Annotated in this window: 16 protein-coding genes; 9 read left to right on the top strand and 7 right to left on the bottom strand. The window is 28.4% G+C overall.

Annotated features, from left to right (window positions below):
- Positions 1-5: 5 nt before the first annotated feature.
- Positions 6-725 (bottom strand): polyprenol monophosphomannose synthase, encoded by a 720-nt coding sequence (locus ACJJVK_RS05520; protein WP_405564027.1) that lies wholly within the window; start codon positions 723-725, stop codon positions 6-8.
- An 83-nt stretch (positions 726-808) separates the two neighbouring features.
- Here ACJJVK_RS05520 and ACJJVK_RS05525 point away from each other — a divergent pair, with 83 nt between their 5' ends.
- From ACJJVK_RS05525 to ACJJVK_RS05540, 4 genes are all read left to right on the top strand, one after another.
- Positions 809-1450 carry a DUF4271 domain-containing protein gene (locus ACJJVK_RS05525; RefSeq protein ID WP_215994548.1) on the top strand — a complete coding sequence of 214 codons (642 nt, stop codon included), beginning with the start codon at positions 809-811 and terminating at the stop codon, positions 1448-1450.
- A gap of 18 nt (positions 1451-1468) precedes the next feature.
- Complete coding sequence (locus ACJJVK_RS05530) at positions 1469-2215, top strand: uroporphyrinogen-III synthase (RefSeq protein WP_215994549.1); 747 nt, start codon at positions 1469-1471, stop codon at positions 2213-2215.
- Between the two features lie 176 nt (positions 2216-2391).
- Positions 2392-3399, top strand: a complete 1008-nt coding sequence (locus ACJJVK_RS05535; RefSeq protein ID WP_405564030.1) for a sugar kinase — start codon at positions 2392-2394, stop codon at positions 3397-3399.
- Between the two features lie 160 nt (positions 3400-3559).
- Positions 3560-4210 carry a peroxiredoxin-like family protein gene (locus ACJJVK_RS05540; protein ID WP_405564033.1) on the top strand — a complete coding sequence of 217 codons (651 nt, stop codon included), beginning with the start codon at positions 3560-3562 and terminating at the stop codon, positions 4208-4210.
- A gap of 193 nt (positions 4211-4403) precedes the next feature.
- Here the strand turns inward: ACJJVK_RS05540 and radA are convergent, their stop codons facing one another.
- The 4 genes from radA to panC all read right to left on the bottom strand — a co-directional run bounded on the left by radA (position 4404) and on the right by panC (position 8280).
- Positions 4404-5765 (bottom strand): DNA repair protein RadA, encoded by a 1362-nt coding sequence (gene radA / locus ACJJVK_RS05545; RefSeq protein WP_405564036.1) that lies wholly within the window; start codon positions 5763-5765, stop codon positions 4404-4406.
- 341 nt (positions 5766-6106) lie between these two features.
- Complete coding sequence (locus ACJJVK_RS05550) at positions 6107-7051, bottom strand: YbhN family protein (RefSeq protein ID WP_405564037.1); 945 nt, start codon at positions 7049-7051, stop codon at positions 6107-6109.
- Positions 7052-7053: 2 nt separating this feature from the next.
- Positions 7054-7404, bottom strand: a complete 351-nt coding sequence (gene panD, locus ACJJVK_RS05555; protein WP_215994554.1) for an aspartate 1-decarboxylase — start codon at positions 7402-7404, stop codon at positions 7054-7056.
- A gap of 24 nt (positions 7405-7428) precedes the next feature.
- Complete coding sequence (gene panC / locus ACJJVK_RS05560; RefSeq protein WP_405564039.1) at positions 7429-8280, bottom strand: pantoate--beta-alanine ligase; 852 nt, start codon at positions 8278-8280, stop codon at positions 7429-7431.
- A 96-nt stretch (positions 8281-8376) separates the two neighbouring features.
- Between panC and ACJJVK_RS05565 the strand changes: the two genes are divergently transcribed.
- The 5 genes from ACJJVK_RS05565 (at position 8377) to ACJJVK_RS05585 (ending at position 17746) form a co-directional block, all read left to right on the top strand.
- The gene (locus ACJJVK_RS05565; RefSeq protein WP_215994556.1) at positions 8377-9183 is read left to right on the top strand and encodes a glycogen/starch synthase; all 807 of its coding nucleotides are present in this window, start codon (positions 8377-8379) and stop codon (positions 9181-9183) included.
- A 14-nt stretch (positions 9184-9197) separates the two neighbouring features.
- Entirely contained in the window at positions 9198-10784 is a 1587-nt protein-coding gene (locus tag ACJJVK_RS05570) for a DUF4270 domain-containing protein (RefSeq protein WP_405564041.1), read from the top strand.
- A 26-nt stretch (positions 10785-10810) separates the two neighbouring features.
- Positions 10811-12667, top strand: coding sequence for a glutamine--fructose-6-phosphate transaminase (isomerizing) (gene glmS / locus ACJJVK_RS05575; protein ID WP_215994558.1), 1857 nt, complete (start codon positions 10811-10813; stop codon positions 12665-12667).
- Between the two features lie 278 nt (positions 12668-12945).
- On the top strand, positions 12946-17166 hold the full coding sequence (locus ACJJVK_RS05580; RefSeq protein WP_405564043.1) for a PAS domain S-box protein: 4221 nt from the start codon (positions 12946-12948) through the stop codon (positions 17164-17166).
- Between the two features lie 214 nt (positions 17167-17380).
- Positions 17381-17746 carry a response regulator gene (locus tag ACJJVK_RS05585; RefSeq protein WP_215994560.1) on the top strand — a complete coding sequence of 122 codons (366 nt, stop codon included), beginning with the start codon at positions 17381-17383 and terminating at the stop codon, positions 17744-17746.
- A 266-nt stretch (positions 17747-18012) separates the two neighbouring features.
- Here the strand turns inward: ACJJVK_RS05585 and ACJJVK_RS05590 are convergent, their stop codons facing one another.
- Entirely contained in the window at positions 18013-18135 is a 123-nt protein-coding gene (locus ACJJVK_RS05590) for a hypothetical protein (protein ID WP_289851795.1), read from the bottom strand.
- A 332-nt stretch (positions 18136-18467) separates the two neighbouring features.
- A complete protein-coding gene (locus ACJJVK_RS05595; protein ID WP_405564046.1) occupies positions 18468-18590 on the bottom strand; it encodes a hypothetical protein in 123 nt (40 codons plus the stop codon).
- Between the last annotated feature and the right edge of the window lie 285 nt (positions 18591-18875).

The following is an 18875-nucleotide window of genomic DNA, read 5'->3' on the forward strand; positions in this document are numbered from 1 at the left end:
TTATTTTATTTTAAACCTTTCAATCTCATTCTGATAACTCCAAATAAAGCTTCAGAAATAATATTACCACTCATTTTTGATGTTCCTAAATCTCTGTCAGTAAAAATTACAGACACTTCTTTTATTTTAAATTTATGTTTCCAAGCTTTAAATTTCATTTCAATTTGAAAGGCATAACCAACAAATTTAATTTTATCAAGATTTATAGTTTCTAAAACTTTACGTTTCCAACAAACAAAACCAGCAGTGGTATCAAACAAAGGTATTCTAGTAATAAAACGAACGTATCTAGATGCAAAATACGAGAGTAGTAAACGCTTAATATCCCAATTTACAACATTTACTTGGTTTTTTACATATCTAGAGCCAACAGAAACATCATTTTTATCAACAGAACATGCGTTGTATAAACGAATTAAATCTTCTGGGTTATGAGAAAAATCGGCATCCATTTCTATAATATATTCATATTTTTTTGATAAAGCCCATTTAAAACCGTGAATGTAGGCAGTACCTAAACCGCTTTTTCCTACTCTTTTTTCGATAAAAAGTTGATTAGGAAATTCTGTAATTAATTGCTCAACAATTGCTGCAGTTCCGTCTGGTGAATTATCATCAACAATTAAAATATGAAATGTTTTTTCTTGATTGAATGTAGTTCTAATTATAGCTTCTATATTCTCTTTTTCGTTGTAAGTAGGAATGATGACTAACGCGTCTGACATAAATTAATTTTCATGTAGTAAGTAGGCAAATATACATTTTTTAATCACTAATTTTGCGTCAATAATTCTTAAATGAAAGTTAATTGCAAGCACTAGATAAAATAGATTATTCTAATAACTGGGTAACAATACTTTTATTTGTATTGCTTGTAGGCGTTGTTTTTTTAAAATTATTAAACGCAAAAAAATTAAAACAAAACGTTATTGCTTTTTTTAATAATAGCTTATTAGACGACTCTGATGTAGATGGTTTAAATTATACAAAACCGTTTCAAATTATCATTTTTTTATTTACAGTAACAGTATTATCTTTATTAACACACACCTTTAAAATTTATAAATTACCAGAAACAGCTACTAATTTTGTTGTTTTTTCTACCATTTTTGGATGTGTTTTACTTTATTTATTTTTAAAAAGGATGTTAGAATATGGATTATCTTTATTATTTATGATAAAAAAGAATGTAAGGCCATTTATAAATTCTAAAATCAATACACTGCATAGTATTTCATTTTTCTTATATATAGCTCTAGTTTTAAATGAATACGCGAACTTAAATAGAGTTTACTTATTCTATTTTGCATCCTTTTTATTTATTATGAGGTTTATATTTTTAGTTGCAAGAAATAAAAAGCTGATTTTTAATCAGTTGTTTTATTTTATTTTGTACATTTGCGCCTTCGAAATAGCGACGCTATTTGTACTTTATAAATTGATGTTTTAAATACAAAATCGAAAGCATATGAAAGTGAAAACGATATTGGTTTCGCAACCAGCACCTAAGACAGAAACATCTCCCTACTTTGATTTGTCTGATAAACAAAAAGTGAAAATTGATTTTAGATCTTTTATTCATGTAGAAGGCATATCTGTAAAAGAAGTAAGAGCAGAGAAGTTAGACTTACATAATTTTAGCGCAATTATTTTAACAAGTAGAAATGCAGTAGATCATTTTTTTAGAATTGCAGAAGAAATGAGATTTAAAGTGCCAGATTCTATGAAATATTTCTGTCAATCAGAAGCTGTTGCTTATTATTTACAGAAGTATGTGGTTTACAGAAAACGTAAAATTTATGTGGGTAACAGAACGTTTCTAGAATTAACAAAACTAATTAAAAAGCATAAAACTGAGAAGTTTTTACTACCATCTTCAGATAAATTAAAACCATTAATTCCTACTGAATTAGATAAGTTAGGTATTACATGGAAAAGAGTAGATTTATATAGAACTGTAGTAAGTGATTTATCTGATTTAGAAAATGTGTTTTACGATGTTTTAGTTTTCTTTAGCCCTTCAGGAATTGAATCATTATTCAAAAATTTCCCGAATTTTAAACAAAACGAAACTAGAATTGCTGCCTTTGGTAATTCTACAGTAAAAGCTGTTACAGAAGCTGGTTTAAAGTGCGATATTGTTGCACCTTCACCAGAAAACCCATCTATGACAATGGCATTAGATAAGTATATTAAAGAAGCCAATAAGAAATAGTCTTTATTGCTCTTAAATTATAAAACACAAAAAGTCGAACAGAAATGTTCGGCTTTTTGTGTTTTATAAACGATTGAACTACTTTATTACAGGTTTATAAATTTTTATCATTTGTAATTATTGTATATTTTCAATATCTTCATCCATAAACTATTACTTAGCAATTCTTTACAATTATGGATAAAAAACTAATAACATTTGGTGAAGTTATGATGCGTCTATCACCTCCAGGATATACTATGTTTTCTCAAGCAAGCTCTTTCGATCTTGTTTATGGAGGAGGAGAAGCTAATGTTGCAATTTCTTGTAGTTATTTAGGAATGAAAGCTGCTCATGTAACTCGTTTTCCAGACAATGCTCTTGGTAGAGCAGCTACTCAATTTTTACGTAAACATTGGTTAGGTACAAAAGATGTTATTTATGGCGATAATATGTTAGGAAAATATTTTCTTCAAAAAGGTGCTGTACATAGATCTAGTGAAGTAATTTACGAAAGAGAAGGCTCTGCATTTTCTTTAATAAAACCAGACATGATTAATTGGGAAGAAGTCTTAGAAGGTGCAGATTGGTTTCATTGGACAGGTATTACACCAGCAATCTCAGAAGGAGCTGCAATGTGTTGTTTAGAAGCCATTAAAACTGCAAATAAAATGGGAATTAAAGTTTCTGGTGATATTAATTCTAGACAAAATATGTGGAAATATGGTAAAACCATGCAAGAAGTAATGCCAGAATTAGTGAAAAACACAGATATTGTAATTACCAGTAGTCGTGGAATTAAAGAAATGTTTGGGCTTGGAGAAGTGGGAGTAGGGTTTAGTGAAGCAGCAAAAGAATTAATGAATACCTTTCCTAGAATTGAAAAAGTTGTAGGTAAAACAAGAAAATCCATAAGTGCTTCGCATCAACAAATACAAGGTAAAATGTGGACAGGCAAAAAATATATAAAAGCAGATAAATTAGATATTACACATGTTATAGATCGTGTAGGAACTGGAGATGCTTTTGCTTCTGGTATTATTTATGGTTTACTTTATTACGAAGACGATGATTTACAAGCAATAAATTTTGCAACTGCAGCATGTGCTTTAAAGCATACAGTTGTAGGTGATGTAAATATGGTTTCTTTAGAGAATGTTTTAAGCTTAATGAAAGGTGATACTTCTGGTAAAATAAAAAGATAATTTTTTAAAGAAGCTATTTATTGTTAACTATTTGTTATTTAGAAACAGCAGCTTTTCTATTTAATTGTAAAGAACTAAATTCGTTAACGTCTATTATAAAATATAGTACAAAAAGAAAAAACAGATTTTAACCTTAGTGGATTTAATAATATATAATTAAATGAAAACATTAAAAGAACATACTGATGCAAAAATAGCAGCAGGAAGAAAAAACAACCCTAACTTTATGAAAGGTGTTGATGATATTATTGAAAAAGCAAAATCTTTTCAAGAAGGAAAAGATGCTTTAAAAATAGGAGAAAAAGCACCAGATTTTGAGTTGCCAAATCCAAAAGGAACAGCAATATCTTTATCTTCTTTGTTAAAAAAAGGACCACTTGTTGTTACCTTTTATCGTGGAAGTTGGTGTCCTTATTGTAATTTACAATTAAGAGCATTGCAAGCTAAGTTAAGCGAAATTCATGCTTTAGGAGCTACATTGGTTGCTATTAGTCCAGAGGTGCCAGATGGTTCTTTAACAACAAATGAAATTAACGAAATGGATTTTATTGTGTTATCAGATCAAGATGCAAAAGTAGCATCAGAATATGGTGTAGCTTGGGAAGTGCCAGAGTTTTTAATGGAACATATGCGCGTAGATCGCAATTTAGATTTAAAGAAAATTAATAACGGTAATGCAAGTATATTACCAATTCCGGCTACGTTTATATTAGGTACAGACGGAATTGTTAAATGGAATTATGTGAATGTAGATTACAGAACACGTTCTGAACCAGAAGAAATTATTGATGCTTTAAAAAAGCTTTCTTAGAAGCTATTTCCTGCTTTTCGTTATATCTTTTTGTGAAAAACAAAAAGGATGCCACTACAATCAGGGCTAAGTTTATTTGCCAGCAAGTAGCCTTTAATTGAATTTAGTAATAATCTAAAAGTAAAGTACTTTAAGTTTCTTTGGGTTTTAAAAAGCCTAGAGAAGCTTTTTTTTTTGATTAATAAAATTAATTTTAAGCAAATAAAGTTGCGAAAGCCTCTTCTATTTTACCAACTAAAACCAATCTTATAGAATGATTTTTAGAAGATATCTTATTGTATTTAGAAGTAACAATTGTTTTGTAACCCAATTTCTCTGCCTCTAAAATTCGTTGATCTATTTTAGAAACAGGTCTAATTTCGCCAGCCAAACCAACTTCTGCAGCAAAGCATACATTTGGGTTAATAGCAATGTCTTGATTGCTAGATAAAATAGCAGCAACAACAGCTAAATCTATTGCAGGATCATCTACATTTATACCTCCAGTAATGTTTAAAAAAACATCTTTTGCACCTAATTTAAAGCCAGCTCTTTTTTCAAGAACTGCCAAAATCATATTTAATCTTTTTAGGTTGTAACCAGTAGTAGATCTTTGTGGTGTTCCATAAACTGCTGTAGAAACTAAGGCTTGTATTTCTATCATTAAAGGTCTAATGCCTTCTAATGTAGATGCAATTGCAGTTCCACTTAAATCTGCATCTTTTTTAGAAATTAAAATTTCTGACGGATTTGATATTTCTCTTAAACCATTAGAAAGCATTTCGTAAATCCCTAATTCAGAGGTAGAACCAAATCTGTTTTTCTGACTTCTTAAAATTCTATAGGTATGATTTCTATCGCCTTCAAATTGTAAAACAACATCTACCATGTGTTCTAAAATTTTTGGCCCAGCAATATTTCCTTCTTTGTTTATGTGCCCAATTAATAAAACAGGAGTTGCAGTTTCTTTGGCAAATTTTATCAATTCAGCACTGGTTTCTCGTATTTGAGAAATAGTTCCAGGAGAAGCTTCTATAGAGTTTGTGTGTAATGTTTGTATGGAATCAATTACCAAAACATCTGGTTCAGTTTCTTCTATATTTTTAAAAATTTGTTGTGTGCTAGTTTCAGTTAAAATTAAGCAATTAGAATTGTTGGCTTCTAAACGTTCTGCTCTCATTTTTATTTGAGATTGACTTTCTTCACCAGAAACATACAATACTTTTTGTGCAATATTTAAAGCAACTTGTAATAATAATGTCGATTTTCCAATACCAGGTTCACCACCTAAAAGAGTTACAGAACCTTTTACCAAACCCCCACCTAAAACTGTATCTAATTCGTTGTTTTTAGTGATTACTCGTTCTTCAGGATTTAGAACAATATCTGCAATTTTTAAAGGTTTGTTAACCGATTGTTTTGCTGTGGTAGATTGTTTCCAAACTCGTTTTTCTTCTTTCTGAATTACTTCTTCTACAATGGTATTCCACTCTTTACAGGCACCACATTGTCCTACCCATTTTGCATGTTGAGTTCCACAGTTCTGACAGAAAAAAGTTGTTTTGGTTTTGGCCATTTTTATTAGAGTTGCAAAGTTTGAAAGGCGTAAAGTTACAAAGTAAAGTTAGATTATAAATATCTATTTTTTACAACTTGCTATTCTAGAAATTTATTAAAGATAGTTGACCCTTCAGGTTTTTAAAACCTGAAAGGTGTTGCATATTGAAAAGTTTTTAGCTCTTAAATTAAAAAAAAAGTTCTTCGGATTTTTTATTAGCTGGCAAATAGTTGCGTTAGCGATTGAACGACCTGTTTGAGCTCTTTTTATTTGATAAAATAAAAAAGCGAGTAGTGAAAGCGCGACCTTTAGGGAACGCCCAACTTCTAGATAAAATTTTTAATAAAAATTACGCGAAGCTATTTGTTTTTATTTACAACAGGTAAAAGTAAAAAAGCCAAACCTCCAAAAACAATTACCATGGCAGTTTGTGCAGTCCACATAATCCATCCAAAAGCGTTACCAGTAACTTTATCAATTCCGAAAAGTGCTAAAGCCCCAGCTACAGCTACAGGATATAAACCTACACCACCATTAGTTGCTGCAATTGAAAATCCGCCAGCAATAAAGCCAATTAAAATGCCTCCAAAAGGAACTTCTAAACCGCTAACAGCAGGAATTGTTGCCCAAAACATAGCTACATACATTACCCAAATAAAAACAGTATGAATAATAAATGCCCATTTGTTTTTCATTTTAAAAATGCTAAGCACACCATCTTTTAAACCTAAGAAAAAACCTTTTACCTTTTGGGCAAATTTTGATTTTCCTTTTTTAATATAAATGATAAAAGCAACAAAAAATGCGATGGCTACAACTAAAGTTCCTATGGTTTTTATTGGATTAAAATCTTTAGTGAGCAGTTCCCAAATAAAATCGAACTGAATAAAAAGTGTAATACCTACTATGATTAGCATCATGATTAAATCTGCCAATCGTTCTGCTACAATGGTTCCAAATCCTTTTTCGAAAGGAATGTTTTCGTAATTCGTCATTACAGCAGCTCTTGTAACTTCTCCTGCTCTTGGTAAAAAAATGTTCATTAAATAGGCAACTAAAACAGCTAAGGTTGAGTTTAAAAAACTTGGTTTGTAGCCCAAAGGTTCTAATAAAAACTTCCATCTATAAGCTCTTGATAAATGACTTAATATACCAAAGAGTAAGCCTAAAGCAATCCAGGAATAATTGGCTTCTTTAAAATATTTGGCCAGTTCTTCTGGAGAAACTATGGTTAACGAATACCAAACTAAAAAACCTCCCAAAATGAGAGGAATTATAATTTTTAAAATTTTTTTGATGTCCAAAATTAAGTAAGTGTATTGTCTTTTTCGTTAGGAAAAACTAAAGATGGTTTAAATGTTTTTGCTTCTTCAAAATCCATAAAACCGTAAACAATTAAGATTAAAACATCGCCAACTGCAACTCTTCTTGCAGCTGCACCATTTAATGTGATTTCTCCGCTTTTACGTGGACCAGGTATTGCATAAGTTTCTAAACGTTCGCCATTATTATTGTTAACAATTTGAACGCGTTCTCCCTCTATAATGTTGGCTGCATCCATTAAATCTTCATCAATGGTAATGCTTCCTATATAATTTAAATCTGCACCTGTAACTTTTACACGGTGGATTTTTGATTTTACTACTTGTACTAACATGCTGCAAAAATAAGCTTTTTTTGGTTAATTATTTTTTAAACGAATGTTATCAATCAATCTAATATCGCCTGCAAAAACTGCTATAAAAGCTCTGTATTTTTTACCAGATTCTTTGTTTTTTATAGTTTTTAATGTTTTTTCTTCAGCAATTGTAAAATACTCTAAGTTTAATAAAGGGTGGTTTTTAAACTGATTTTCTACCCATTCAGTTATAATTGATGCATTTTCTGTGCCAAACTTTTTTCTGGTTTTTTTAAGCGTTTTGTAAATAAAAGGAGCAGCTTCTCTGTGTTCTTTAGAAAGCCTGGTATTTCTAGAACTCATTGCTAAACCATCTTTTTCTCTAAAAATTTTACAGCCTTTAATTTTAATATTGATGCGATTTTTTTTCACCATTTTTTTGATGATCTGTAACTGCTGAAAATCTTTTTGTCCAAAATATGCTTTGTCTGGTTCTACAATTTCGAAGAATGTTTTTACAATTGTGCCTACACCATTAAAATGCCCATCTCTAAATTTACCTTCCATTTGATGTTCTAAACCATCAAAATCAAATTTTTGAGAGACAATGTTTTCGTTATAAATTTCTTTTACTGAAGGGGTAAAAAGTACATCGCAAAAAACACTATTTAATAGCTTTACATCATTGTCTAATGTTTTAGGATATTTTACTAAATCTTCTTGATTATCAAACTGGGTAGGGTTCACAAAAATGCTAACAACAACTAGGTCGTTTTTTTTCTTTGCTTTTTTAATTAGCGATAAATGACCTTCGTGTAAAGCCCCCATTGTTGGTACAAAACCAACAGTTTTATTTTGAGCTTTTAATTTTGATAAATAAACTTTTAAGGCTTGCTTTTCTTTAAAAACGTTCATTGTAAAAAGGATATAATGTATGCAAACTTACCATTTTAACACCATATTTGCATAATAATTTGTATTTTTGCATCCTTATAAAAGAGATTGATTTTAATGAAGGACAAGAGAATTTTATTTGTATCGTCTGAAGTTGTTCCGTATTTACCAGAAACAGAACTTTCTTCTACGGCTTTTAGCTCAGCTAAAAACGCACATTCTAAGGGTGTACAAACCCGTATATTTATGCCTAGGTATGGAGTAATAAACGAAAGAAGACATCAGTTGCACGAAGTAATTCGTTTGTCTGGTATGAACTTGGTTGTGAATGATTTAGATATGCCATTAATTATTAAAGTAGCTTCTATTCCTAAAGAAAGAATGCAGGTTTATTTTATTGATAATGAAGAGTATTTTAAAAGAAAAGCGGTTTTTACAGACGAAGATGATAAATTATTTTCTGACAATGATGAGAGAGCAATTTTCTTTGCAAAAGGAGTTGTTGAAACTGTAAAAAAATTAAACTGGGCACCAGATATTATTCATATTCATGGTTGGATGGCTTCTTTACTACCTCTTTATTTAAGAGAATTTTATAAAGAAGAGCCTTTGTTTACAGAGAGTAAAATAGTTACTTCTTTGTATAATAGTGGTTTTGAAGGTAGCTTAAATTCAGAATTATCAGAAAAGGTAAAATTCGACTTTGATGATTCTGATAAGATTGCAACAATAAAAACACCAAATCATATAAATATTTTAAAAAGTGCCATCGAAAATTCTGATGCAATTATTCACGGTAGTGAAACTATTGATGAAGAATTAACTTCTTTTATAGAAGAAAAAGAAAAGCCTGTTTTAGAATATCAAGCAGAGAATTTAAAAGAATCTTATTTGAATTTTTATACTGATGTTTTATCAGTTTAGTAAATTGTTTTAAAGTGAGAAAAATTATACGAAGAAGTGTTACAGTATGCGTGTTAGTATGCTTATCAATTGCTATTGTGTCTTGTGAAGAAGATTTTACCAACATAAACTCTAACGTACTTAACAATACAAAATTTAACACAAGTTCTGAAACATTAGATATTGTTGCAGAAAATAGTCCTTTAGAAAGAATTCAATCAGATAACATTTCTAGACAACTGGGGCAATATTTATTAGGTGTATATAATAGTTCAGATTACGAAAAATTAGAAGCCTCAATTGTATCTCAACTTACAATAACAACAGGAGTACAAGTTATTGATGATGAAAATATTTATGGTGCAGATACAACTGTTGTAACAAAAATTGATACTGTATTTTTAAAATTACCCTATCAAGTTATTTTAGATAGTGATGATTTAACTTACGATTTAGATTCAATTATTGGAGATCAATCAGAAGCTTTTACGTTTAACGTTTATAGATCTAATACTTACTTAAACCTTTATAACCCTTTAGACCCTACAAAAATTAATAGTTTTTATTCTGATGATGTTTTTGAAAAATCTGGAACAGCATTAAATAGCGAATTAAACTATCAATTTAAACCTAATTACGAAACTGTTGATGGAGAATTAATACCTGTAGACACTATGCTAGTAGTTAAAAGAAGGTTGTTTGATGATAGTGTTGCAACCCAAGATACTATAAAAATATACAATTCTACAGCAAGTACATTACCTGTTCCTTTTGCAAGAATACCTTTAGATGAAGATGTTATTAAAGAGTTGTTCTTAGATAAATATGATACAGGAGAGTTTGATTCTCAAGCTTTGTTTAATGATTTTTTTAGAGGTTTAATTCTAGAAGCTACAGGTACAGAAGGTTCTTTAATTTCTTTTGATTTTAATGCTGCAAGTTCAGATTTATCACCTTCTTTAGAGATTTATTATACAAATACTGTATTAAAATCTGGTAGTACAATTTTAGATACTATCACTAAAAATGATAGTTATCCTTTATCTGGTTTTAGAGTTAATACCTTTAAAATGGAAGATAAAACCTACCCTGTAAATGATGAAATTATAATTCAAGGTACTGCAGGTAGTGAAGCTAATATTACTTTATTTGATCAAGCTAAAATAGATGAATTAAGTCAAAAAGATTGGTTAATTAATGACGCTTCATTAACTTTTTATATTAATCAGTCTGCAGATACTATTAATACACCAGAAAGACTATATTTGTATAAAAGTGATGAAGATCTAACAAACCCTAAGTTTAGTCAAATAAAAGATGCTACTAGTGAGTCTTCTTTTGGAGGTATTCAAGGTGAATTAGAAAGAGATTCAGATGGTAAAAAGGAAAAATATACTTTTAGAATCACAGATTATATTTCTGATATTTTAAATGGAGAAATAACATATAATCCTACTTTAAAAATAAAAGCTTATAATCCAACAGATTTACCATTGTCAACTACAGATACTATTTTTAATAATTTTAGTTGGAATCCTAAAGCAGTTACACTTTTTAATAATACAACCTCTAATGAGGATAAAAAAGCAGTTTTAAAAATATCATATACTGAAAAAAAATAATTAACTTACCCTCAAAAAAATTATTTATGTGTGGAATATCAGCTTACATAGGTTATAGAGAAGCCTACCCAATTGTAATAAATGGTTTAAAAAGACTAGAATACAGAGGTTATGATAGTGCAGGTGTAATGATTTATGACAATGAAACATTGCATTTGTCAAAAACCAAAGGGAAAGTTTCTGATTTAGAGGAAATTACTGATAAAGAAACAGAAAGAAAAAAAGGAACCATAGGTATGGGCCATACAAGATGGGCTACACATGGAGTTCCTAATGATGTAAATTCTCATCCACATTTATCAAACTCAGAAAATTTAGTTATTGTTCATAATGGAATCATTGAAAATTATGATACTATTAAAAAAGAACTACTATCTAGAGGATATACTTTTAAGAGTGATACAGATACAGAAGTTTTAATAAACCTTATAGAAGAAGTTAAAGTTACAGAAGGTTGCAAATTAGGTAAAGCAGTACAATTAGCGTTAACAAACGTAGTAGGTGCATATGCTATTACTGTTTTTGATAAAAATAACCCAGACGAAATTATTGTTGCACGTTTAGGAAGCCCAATTGCAATTGGTGTTGGAGAAGGTAAAAAAGAGTTTTTTGTAGCTTCAGATGCATCACCTTTTGTAGAATATACTAAGAATGCTATTTATTTAGAAGATGAAGAAATGGCTATTATTAAACTTGGTAAAAGTGTAAAAGTTCATAAAATTAATGATGATTCTTTAGTAGACCCTATTGTACAAAAGCTACAAATGAGTTTAGACCAAATTGAAAAAGGAGGTTTTGAACATTTTATGTTAAAAGAAATTCATGAACAGCCAAAAGCTATTACTGATACTTTTAGAGGAAGAATGTTAGCTGAAAAGAATATGATTAAGATGTCTAGTATAGAAGAGAATCTTGATACTTTTTTAAATGCGAACAGAATAATAATTATTGCCTGTGGTACTTCTTGGCATGCAGGTTTAGTTGCAGAGTATCTATTTGAAGATATGGCTAGAATACCAGTTGAGGTAGAATATGCATCAGAATTTAGATATAGAAATCCTATTATTACAAATAAAGATATAGTTATTGCTATTTCTCAATCAGGTGAAACTGCAGATACACTTGCTGCTATAAAATTAGCAAAATCTAAAGGAGCATTTGTTTATGGTGTTTGTAATGTTGTAGGTTCTTCTATAGCAAGAGAAACACATTCAGGCGCATATACACATGCAGGTCCAGAAATTGGTGTAGCATCTACAAAAGCATTTACAACACAAATTACTGTTTTAACACTAATTGCTTTAAAGTTAGGTAGAGCAAATGGATCTTTAGCAGATCATACATTTAAAGATTATATTCAGAAAATGCAATTAATACCTAAGCAGGTAGAAGAATTGTTAAAGATAGATGATCATGTAAAGAGTATTGCTGCTGTTTATAAAGACGCTAAAAACTGTTTATATTTAGGTAGAGGCTTTAACTTTCCTGTTGCTTTAGAAGGTGCTTTAAAGTTAAAAGAGATTTCTTATATACATGCAGAAGGTTATCCTGCAGCAGAAATGAAACATGGGCCAATTGCTTTGATTGATGAAAATATGCCAATTTTTGTAATTGCAACGAACAGAGGGCATTATGAAAAAGTGGTTAGTAATATTCAAGAAATTAAATCTAGAGCAGGTAAAATTATTGCAATTGTAACAGAAGGAGATACACAAGTTAAAGAGATTGCAGACCATACTATAGAAATACCTGATACAGAAGAGGCATTAACGCCATTGTTATCTACAATTCCTCTTCAGTTATTGTCTTATCATATTGCTGTTATGTTAGATAAAAATGTAGATCAACCAAGAAATTTAGCAAAATCAGTAACTGTAGAATAGTAAAAGTTTTTATTTTAATTAATAATGAAAATCCAGCTATAAATTAGCTGGATTTTTTTTTAAGACAGATTAGCTAATAACTACAACTTTTCTTATACAGAAAAAGAAATGTCTACTACTTTGTTAAAAAACAGTCAATTACATTTAAACAAAACCTTAAAAGTTAAAATTTATTTATTTATTTTTCAGTTAATTTTTATGAAAATTAAGAATATACTTACTATTTTTAGAAAAAATTGACATTAAAAATTCAGTAGATTTTTTTCTTTATTTAAATTATGAATTATAGTCAAATAGGAATTTTATTTTTTCAAGCATCTTTAATAACCTTTGTAATACTTTTATTATTTAGGTTACGAAGAAAATTAGGTATAGGAGTTCTATTTGCATGTTTGGGTCTATTCCAATTTATGCAAGTGTTTTTGTCTAGCACTGTTTATGTTTCTGTTACAAACAATTTAATTGTTTCACCAGGTTCTACAGTGTTGTTTACTGCAACCCTTTTTGCTTTGCTAATTATTTACATTAAAGAAGGTGCCAGTGAAACAAAAAAAATAATTTATGCTTTATTTATTGTAAATATATTAATATCTGTTTACTTACCAATATTTGGATGGAGCCTTAAAGAAACCACACACAACCCCTTTAATGTGTCAACTCAACTTTTTGATACTAGTGCTTGGGTTTTATTTGTTGGTACAATATTGTTGTTTATAGACTCTTTAATAATAATTAAAATATTCGAATTTATATCAAAAAAAACACGGTTTCTATTCTTGCAAATATGTATAACAATGCTACTGGTTGTATGTTTTGATGCTATTAGTTTTTCTCTTTTAGTCTTTTGGGCATCAGATAACTTATTATCTGTTTTAATTTCAGGATTAATTTCTAAAGCAGTTTTTGCACTTTTCTATAGTATTCCGTTTTACTTCTATTTAAGGTATTTTGATCGAAAATTACAGGTTAAAAATTTTTTTAAAATAAAGGACTTTTTTCAGCCATTAACTTACAAGCAAAAATATGAGTCTGCTGCAGACAGTATAAAAAAAGTAGAAGAAATGTATGGCTTATTGGCTAATAATTCTAATGATATTGTATGCTTACAAGAAGTTGATAGCACTTTTAAATATATAAGCCCCTCTTTAAAAAGAATATTGGGTTATGAAAACTCTTACTTTATAGGTAAAACATTTTTAGATATTGTTCATCCAGATGATATTGAGGATTTTAAACAAAAAATAGATCAAATTTTTTTTAAAAACAACACTGATAATTCAACATTTACTTACAGGTTTTGTCACAAGGATGGGCATTATGTTTGGTTAGAATTTTTAACATCTATTGTTTATAAGGCAGGTAAAATAAATTATTTTGTTACCTCTGGTAGAGATGTAACACAAAGAGTTTTCGACCATCAAAATATTGAAGATACTATTAAGCTTTTAGAAGAAAAAGAACATTCTTTAAGTGAGGCTAGTAAAATGGCTAAAATTGGTTATTGGGAATACAATATAGAAACTAAGAACTATACTTGGTCTGATTATATACATGTTATTTACGGTTCAGATCCAAGAGAACCATTACCATTAACAGAAGAAATAATAAATAGCTTTGATAAAGAATCTCGTAAGAAATTAATTAGAGCAAATGTAAAACTTAAGTCTAAAGGTAAACCTTATGACTTAGAGCTTAGTTTAGTTAATTTAAAAAACAAAACAGTTTGGATACGGAATGTTGTACAACCAATTTATTGTAAAAATACAAGTAAAATTATTGGTAGAAGAGGTGTTTTACAAGATATTACAGATAAGAAAATTACAGAACTTAAATTAAAAGAAAATGAAGAAAAGTTCTTTAATATTTTTAAAAGTAGCCCTAATTTAATTACTCTTACTCGCTTAAAAGATTATAAAATTACAGATGCAAACGAAACAGCTTTAAAAGCTACAGGTTATACATCAGCAGAGCTTACAGGTGGAGATATAGATGCTAGTGATATTTGGCAAACTCCAAATCAACGCCCTAAATATTTCAATAAATTAAAAGAAAATAAACAAATAACTAATTTTGTAACCGAATTTATTACAAAATCAGGCGCTATAAGAACATGGAAAGCATCATCTCAAATTATAAAAATTACAGATGAAGAATATGCTTTAAGTATTATTGAAGATATTACAGAGATTAAAAAAGCGCAAGAAGAATTAAAAAAACAAAGTGAGTTTGTTACGGCTATTACAGAAAATCAATCTGCAGGAATTGTAGCTTGTAATGCTAAAGGCGAATTAGTTTTATTTAATAAAACTGCAAAACAATGGCATGGAATTGATATACTAAAAGTGCCAAAAGAAGAATGGGCAAAGAACTATGGTTTATATAAAATTGATTGTGAAACATTAATCGAAGCAGAAGAAATACCATTAATACAAGCATTTAGAGGAAAAAAAATTGTGAATAGTGAGCTTGTTATAAAAGCAAAAAACCAAGAACCAAGATTTGTTGTTTGTAATGCTACTTGTTTTTCAGATACCAATAATAATATTTTAGGAGCATTGGTAGTAATGACTGATGTAACCAAACAAAAATTAATAGAAAATAATTTAAAAAGAAGTAAAGACGAAATTAAACTTGCATTAAAAGAAGTAGAAAGAAGTGAATTCCTTTTAAATGAATCTGGTAGTTTGGCAAAAATTGGTGCTTGGGAGCTTAAGTTTCCATCAGAAGAAATACGTTGGTCCAATCAAGTATTTGAAATTCATGGGCTTCCTGTTGGTAAAGTCCCTCCATATGAAGAGTGTGTAGATTTTTATATTGATGGTTCTGCAGAAATTTTATCTAAAGCTATAGAAGAGAGTATTGCAGAAAAGAAAAAGTTTGATCTTGTATTAAGATTTCATAATAAAAAAAATGAAAAGTTATGGGTAAACTCAATTGGTTATCCTTTAACCAATAAAGGTGGAGAGGTTACTAGTTTAATAGGAGTTTTTCAAGACATAACAGAGCAAAAAGAAAAACAAATTAAGTTAGATGAACAAAATGAAAAATTAATTGAATTAAACAAAGTTTTAAAAGAAGCACAAGAATTAGCACATTTAGGTAATTGGGAATACATAGCAGCAACAGATAAGGTGAAATGGTCTACGGAATTGTATAAAATTTTTGAATTACCTATTACATCTGAAACACCAGACTTTAATAAGCAAAAATCATTCTATACAGAAGAAAGCTTTTTAAAAATGGAAGAAGCCCTTGCAAAATGTTTCCAGGATGAAAAGCCATATAAGTTAGAATTAGATGTATATACAAAAACAGGCACTCTAAAACATATTATAACTAGAGGAAAAGTAATAAAAGATAAAAATAATAAAGTAATAGGTTGTTATGGTACAGCTCAAGATGTAACAACTCAAAAGAAAATTAGAAATAATATAGCTAAAGCAGAAAAAATGTATCGTTTATTAACAGATAATTCTAACGATCTTATTTGCCTTCATAATTTAGACAGTACTTTTAAATACATTAGTCCATCAATTAAAAATTTATTAGGTTATAAACAATCTGATCTTATAGAAACACCTGGTTTTAATATAATACATGAAGAAGATTTAGATTATTTTAAAACAACCTTAGAAAATAGAATTAATAAAAAGACACCAAATGATACTTTTTTCTCTAGGGCTATGCATAAAAAAGGACATGTTGTTTGGTTAGAATGCTCTGTTTCTGTTATTTATTTAGACGATAAAATAGATGCTGTTCTTACCTCATCTAGAGATGTTACTGAAAAAGTTTTAGCAAAACAGAAAATAGAAAAATACCAAGAATCTTTACAAGAATTAACAACAGAAATTACTCTAGTAGAAGAAAAACAGAAAAAAGAAATTGCAACTAATATACACGATCATTTAAGTCAATCTTTAGTAATTTCTAATATGAAAATTAAGGAACTTAGAAAGGTGCCTGATTTAAAATTAATAGATAATGATTTAGAGTTTGTTTACGATCACATTAATGATGCTTTAGTAAATAGCCGTAAAATTACGTCAGAACTTTCGCCACCTGTATTATATCAATTAGGTATTATAGAAGCTTTGTATTGGTTGTTAGAGAATATTGAGTCTAAGCATAAAATAAAATATAAAGTTAACGATACTATAGAAGAAATTGAACTCGATGATGTACAATCTATTTTACTCTATAGGTGTATACAAGAACTGTTTAATAACATTATAAAATATGCACAAGCAACATTAATTAGTGTAGATTTTAATAAAACCAATTTAGGTGTAAATATTATAATAAAAGATAATGGTAAAGGTTTTAATACAGAAAATTTAAACGGTTTCTATTCTAAAGACGAAAAAGGATCTGGTTTTGGTCTATTTTCTGTTAAAGAAAGAATTAAAAATATTAAAGGAGAATTTAAAATAGAATCTAAAATAGGTGAGGGTACAACAGTTACTATTTTTATACCCATAAAAGAACAAAATCTTTAAAAGAACAAAACAGGTTAGTTCTAGGTTTTTAATGGCTTAAATGTGTTTTAAAACGAAGTATTGTAAAGTTTTAAATAAGTTCTATAAGAAGTATTTTTTTTGAATAAAAAGACTTAAGGTTATTTAATTTTTATCAATAAGTAAGCATCTTGCTTATGGTAAATCTTATGGTTATTTACTAAATTAGCAGTAGCCAAACACTCAAAAACACACTTTGAAATCTAAACTAAAAAATTTACTAATTGTAGAAGATAATACTCTTATAGGTAAGAATATTGTAAATGCTACAAAAGAAATTGTAGGTATAGAAAACCTTCATTTAATAGACAATTTAAAAGAAGCAATTTCTTTAATAACTACCATAAACTTTAAGTTAATTATACTCGATTTAAGTTTACCAGATGGTAATGGAGTAGAATTATTAAAGCTATTAAAAGAAAAAGACGCAAAAAATAAAGTTTTAGTCTTTTCTACAAACACACACTTAAAAAGAGTTTGTTTAAAATACGGTGCGTTTGCTTTTTTTGACAAAGCAAATGATTTTGATAAATTAATTGAAACAATTAGAGCAGAAAACTAGACCTTTACTCAAAATTAATTTTGCGTTAAACAAATCTAATTTTTATTACATACAATTTATAAAAAAGTAAAAGCCAAACTTTAGTAAAGTTTGGCTTTTATATATTAATTGGGGGACTAATAAGGGGTCAATAATATTTAAATTGATGAAATTTGTGCTTTAAATTGAGTAGTTTTTATGCAATAAGATTTTATATTTAAGTTTAAAAAAGAAAAAATGGGGGGAGTTTTTCTTTATTTTTATAGCTTTTTTTAATCTAAAGAAGATTAGATAAAAGAACCTATAAAAATAAATAAACTTGTAATAAATGCAATAAAACTAAATGTAGTAGTAACAGAATCGATAATATTATTATCGTTGTTTTGTGGAATTTCTTGAGCTTTTTTCATTTGGGGGAAATTTAAAAGTTATCTTAATAATTATACATCAAATATATTTTAAATTAGATTATAAACGAATAGGCAATTTCCTTATTTTGATAAAAATTAATTTATGATTAAAAAAAAATAGCTAAACTTTAGGGAAAGCTTAGCTATTCATTTATAAATACATTAGGGGTACTTATAAGGGGTATTGTTATATTTATAAGAAACTTTTTAGGGGTACTTTATAAGGGGTTTTGTTTTAATTTTTTTTACAATCACTTAAATAGTAGAAGTAAATTTTTTGAATAAGGTTTTTTATTCAATTATATTAAGCAGTAATTTTTATAGTTTATATACTATATAAACAGCTGACAAAACATAAATAAACTTGATAAGAAAGCAATAAAACTAAATGTAGTGGTAACAGAATCGATAATATTATTATCGTTGTTTTGTGGAATTTCTTGAGCTTTTTTCATTTGGGGGGAAATTTAAAAGTTATCTTAACAATTATACATCAAATATATTTTAAATTAGAGTATAAACAAATAGGCAATTTTCTTATTTTGATAAAAATTAATTTATGACTAAAAAAAAATAGCTAAACTTTAGGGAAAGCTTAGCTATTCATTCATAAATACATTAGGGGTACTTACAAGGGGTTTTGTTATATTTATAAGAAACTTTTTAGGGGTACTTTACAAGGGGTTTTGTTTTAATTTTTTTTTACAATCACTTAAATAGTAGAAGTAAATTATTTTGAA

It is taken from the genome of Polaribacter sp. Asnod6-C07, assembly GCF_045063625.1.
In the GTDB taxonomy this organism is placed as follows: domain Bacteria; phylum Bacteroidota; class Bacteroidia; order Flavobacteriales; family Flavobacteriaceae; genus Polaribacter; species Polaribacter vadi_A.

Coding starts and splice junctions, on each gene's coding strand:
- ACJJVK_RS05530 (WP_215994549.1), top strand. CDS start 1,469: ATGAAAGTGAAAACGATATTGGTTTCGCAACCAGCACCTAAGACAGAA.
- ACJJVK_RS05535 (WP_405564030.1), top strand. CDS start 2,392: ATGGATAAAAAACTAATAACATTTGGTGAAGTTATGATGCGTCTATCA.
- ACJJVK_RS05540 (WP_405564033.1), top strand. CDS start 3,560: ATGAAAACATTAAAAGAACATACTGATGCAAAAATAGCAGCAGGAAGA.
- panD (WP_215994554.1), bottom strand. CDS start 7,404: ATGTTAGTACAAGTAGTAAAATCAAAAATCCACCGTGTAAAAGTTACA.
- ACJJVK_RS05520 (WP_405564027.1), bottom strand. CDS start 725: ATGTCAGACGCGTTAGTCATCATTCCTACTTACAACGAAAAAGAGAAT.
- radA (WP_405564036.1), bottom strand. CDS start 5,765: ATGGCCAAAACCAAAACAACTTTTTTCTGTCAGAACTGTGGAACTCAA.
- panC (WP_405564039.1), bottom strand. CDS start 8,280: ATGAACGTTTTTAAAGAAAAGCAAGCCTTAAAAGTTTATTTATCAAAA.
- ACJJVK_RS05565 (WP_215994556.1), top strand. CDS start 8,377: ATGAAGGACAAGAGAATTTTATTTGTATCGTCTGAAGTTGTTCCGTAT.
- ACJJVK_RS05590 (WP_289851795.1), bottom strand. CDS start 18,135: ATGAAAAAAGCTCAAGAAATTCCACAAAACAACGATAATAATATTATC.
- ACJJVK_RS05580 (WP_405564043.1), top strand. CDS start 12,946: ATGAATTATAGTCAAATAGGAATTTTATTTTTTCAAGCATCTTTAATA.
- ACJJVK_RS05595 (WP_405564046.1), bottom strand. CDS start 18,590: ATGAAAAAAGCTCAAGAAATTCCACAAAACAACGATAATAATATTATC.
- glmS (WP_215994558.1), top strand. CDS start 10,811: ATGTGTGGAATATCAGCTTACATAGGTTATAGAGAAGCCTACCCAATT.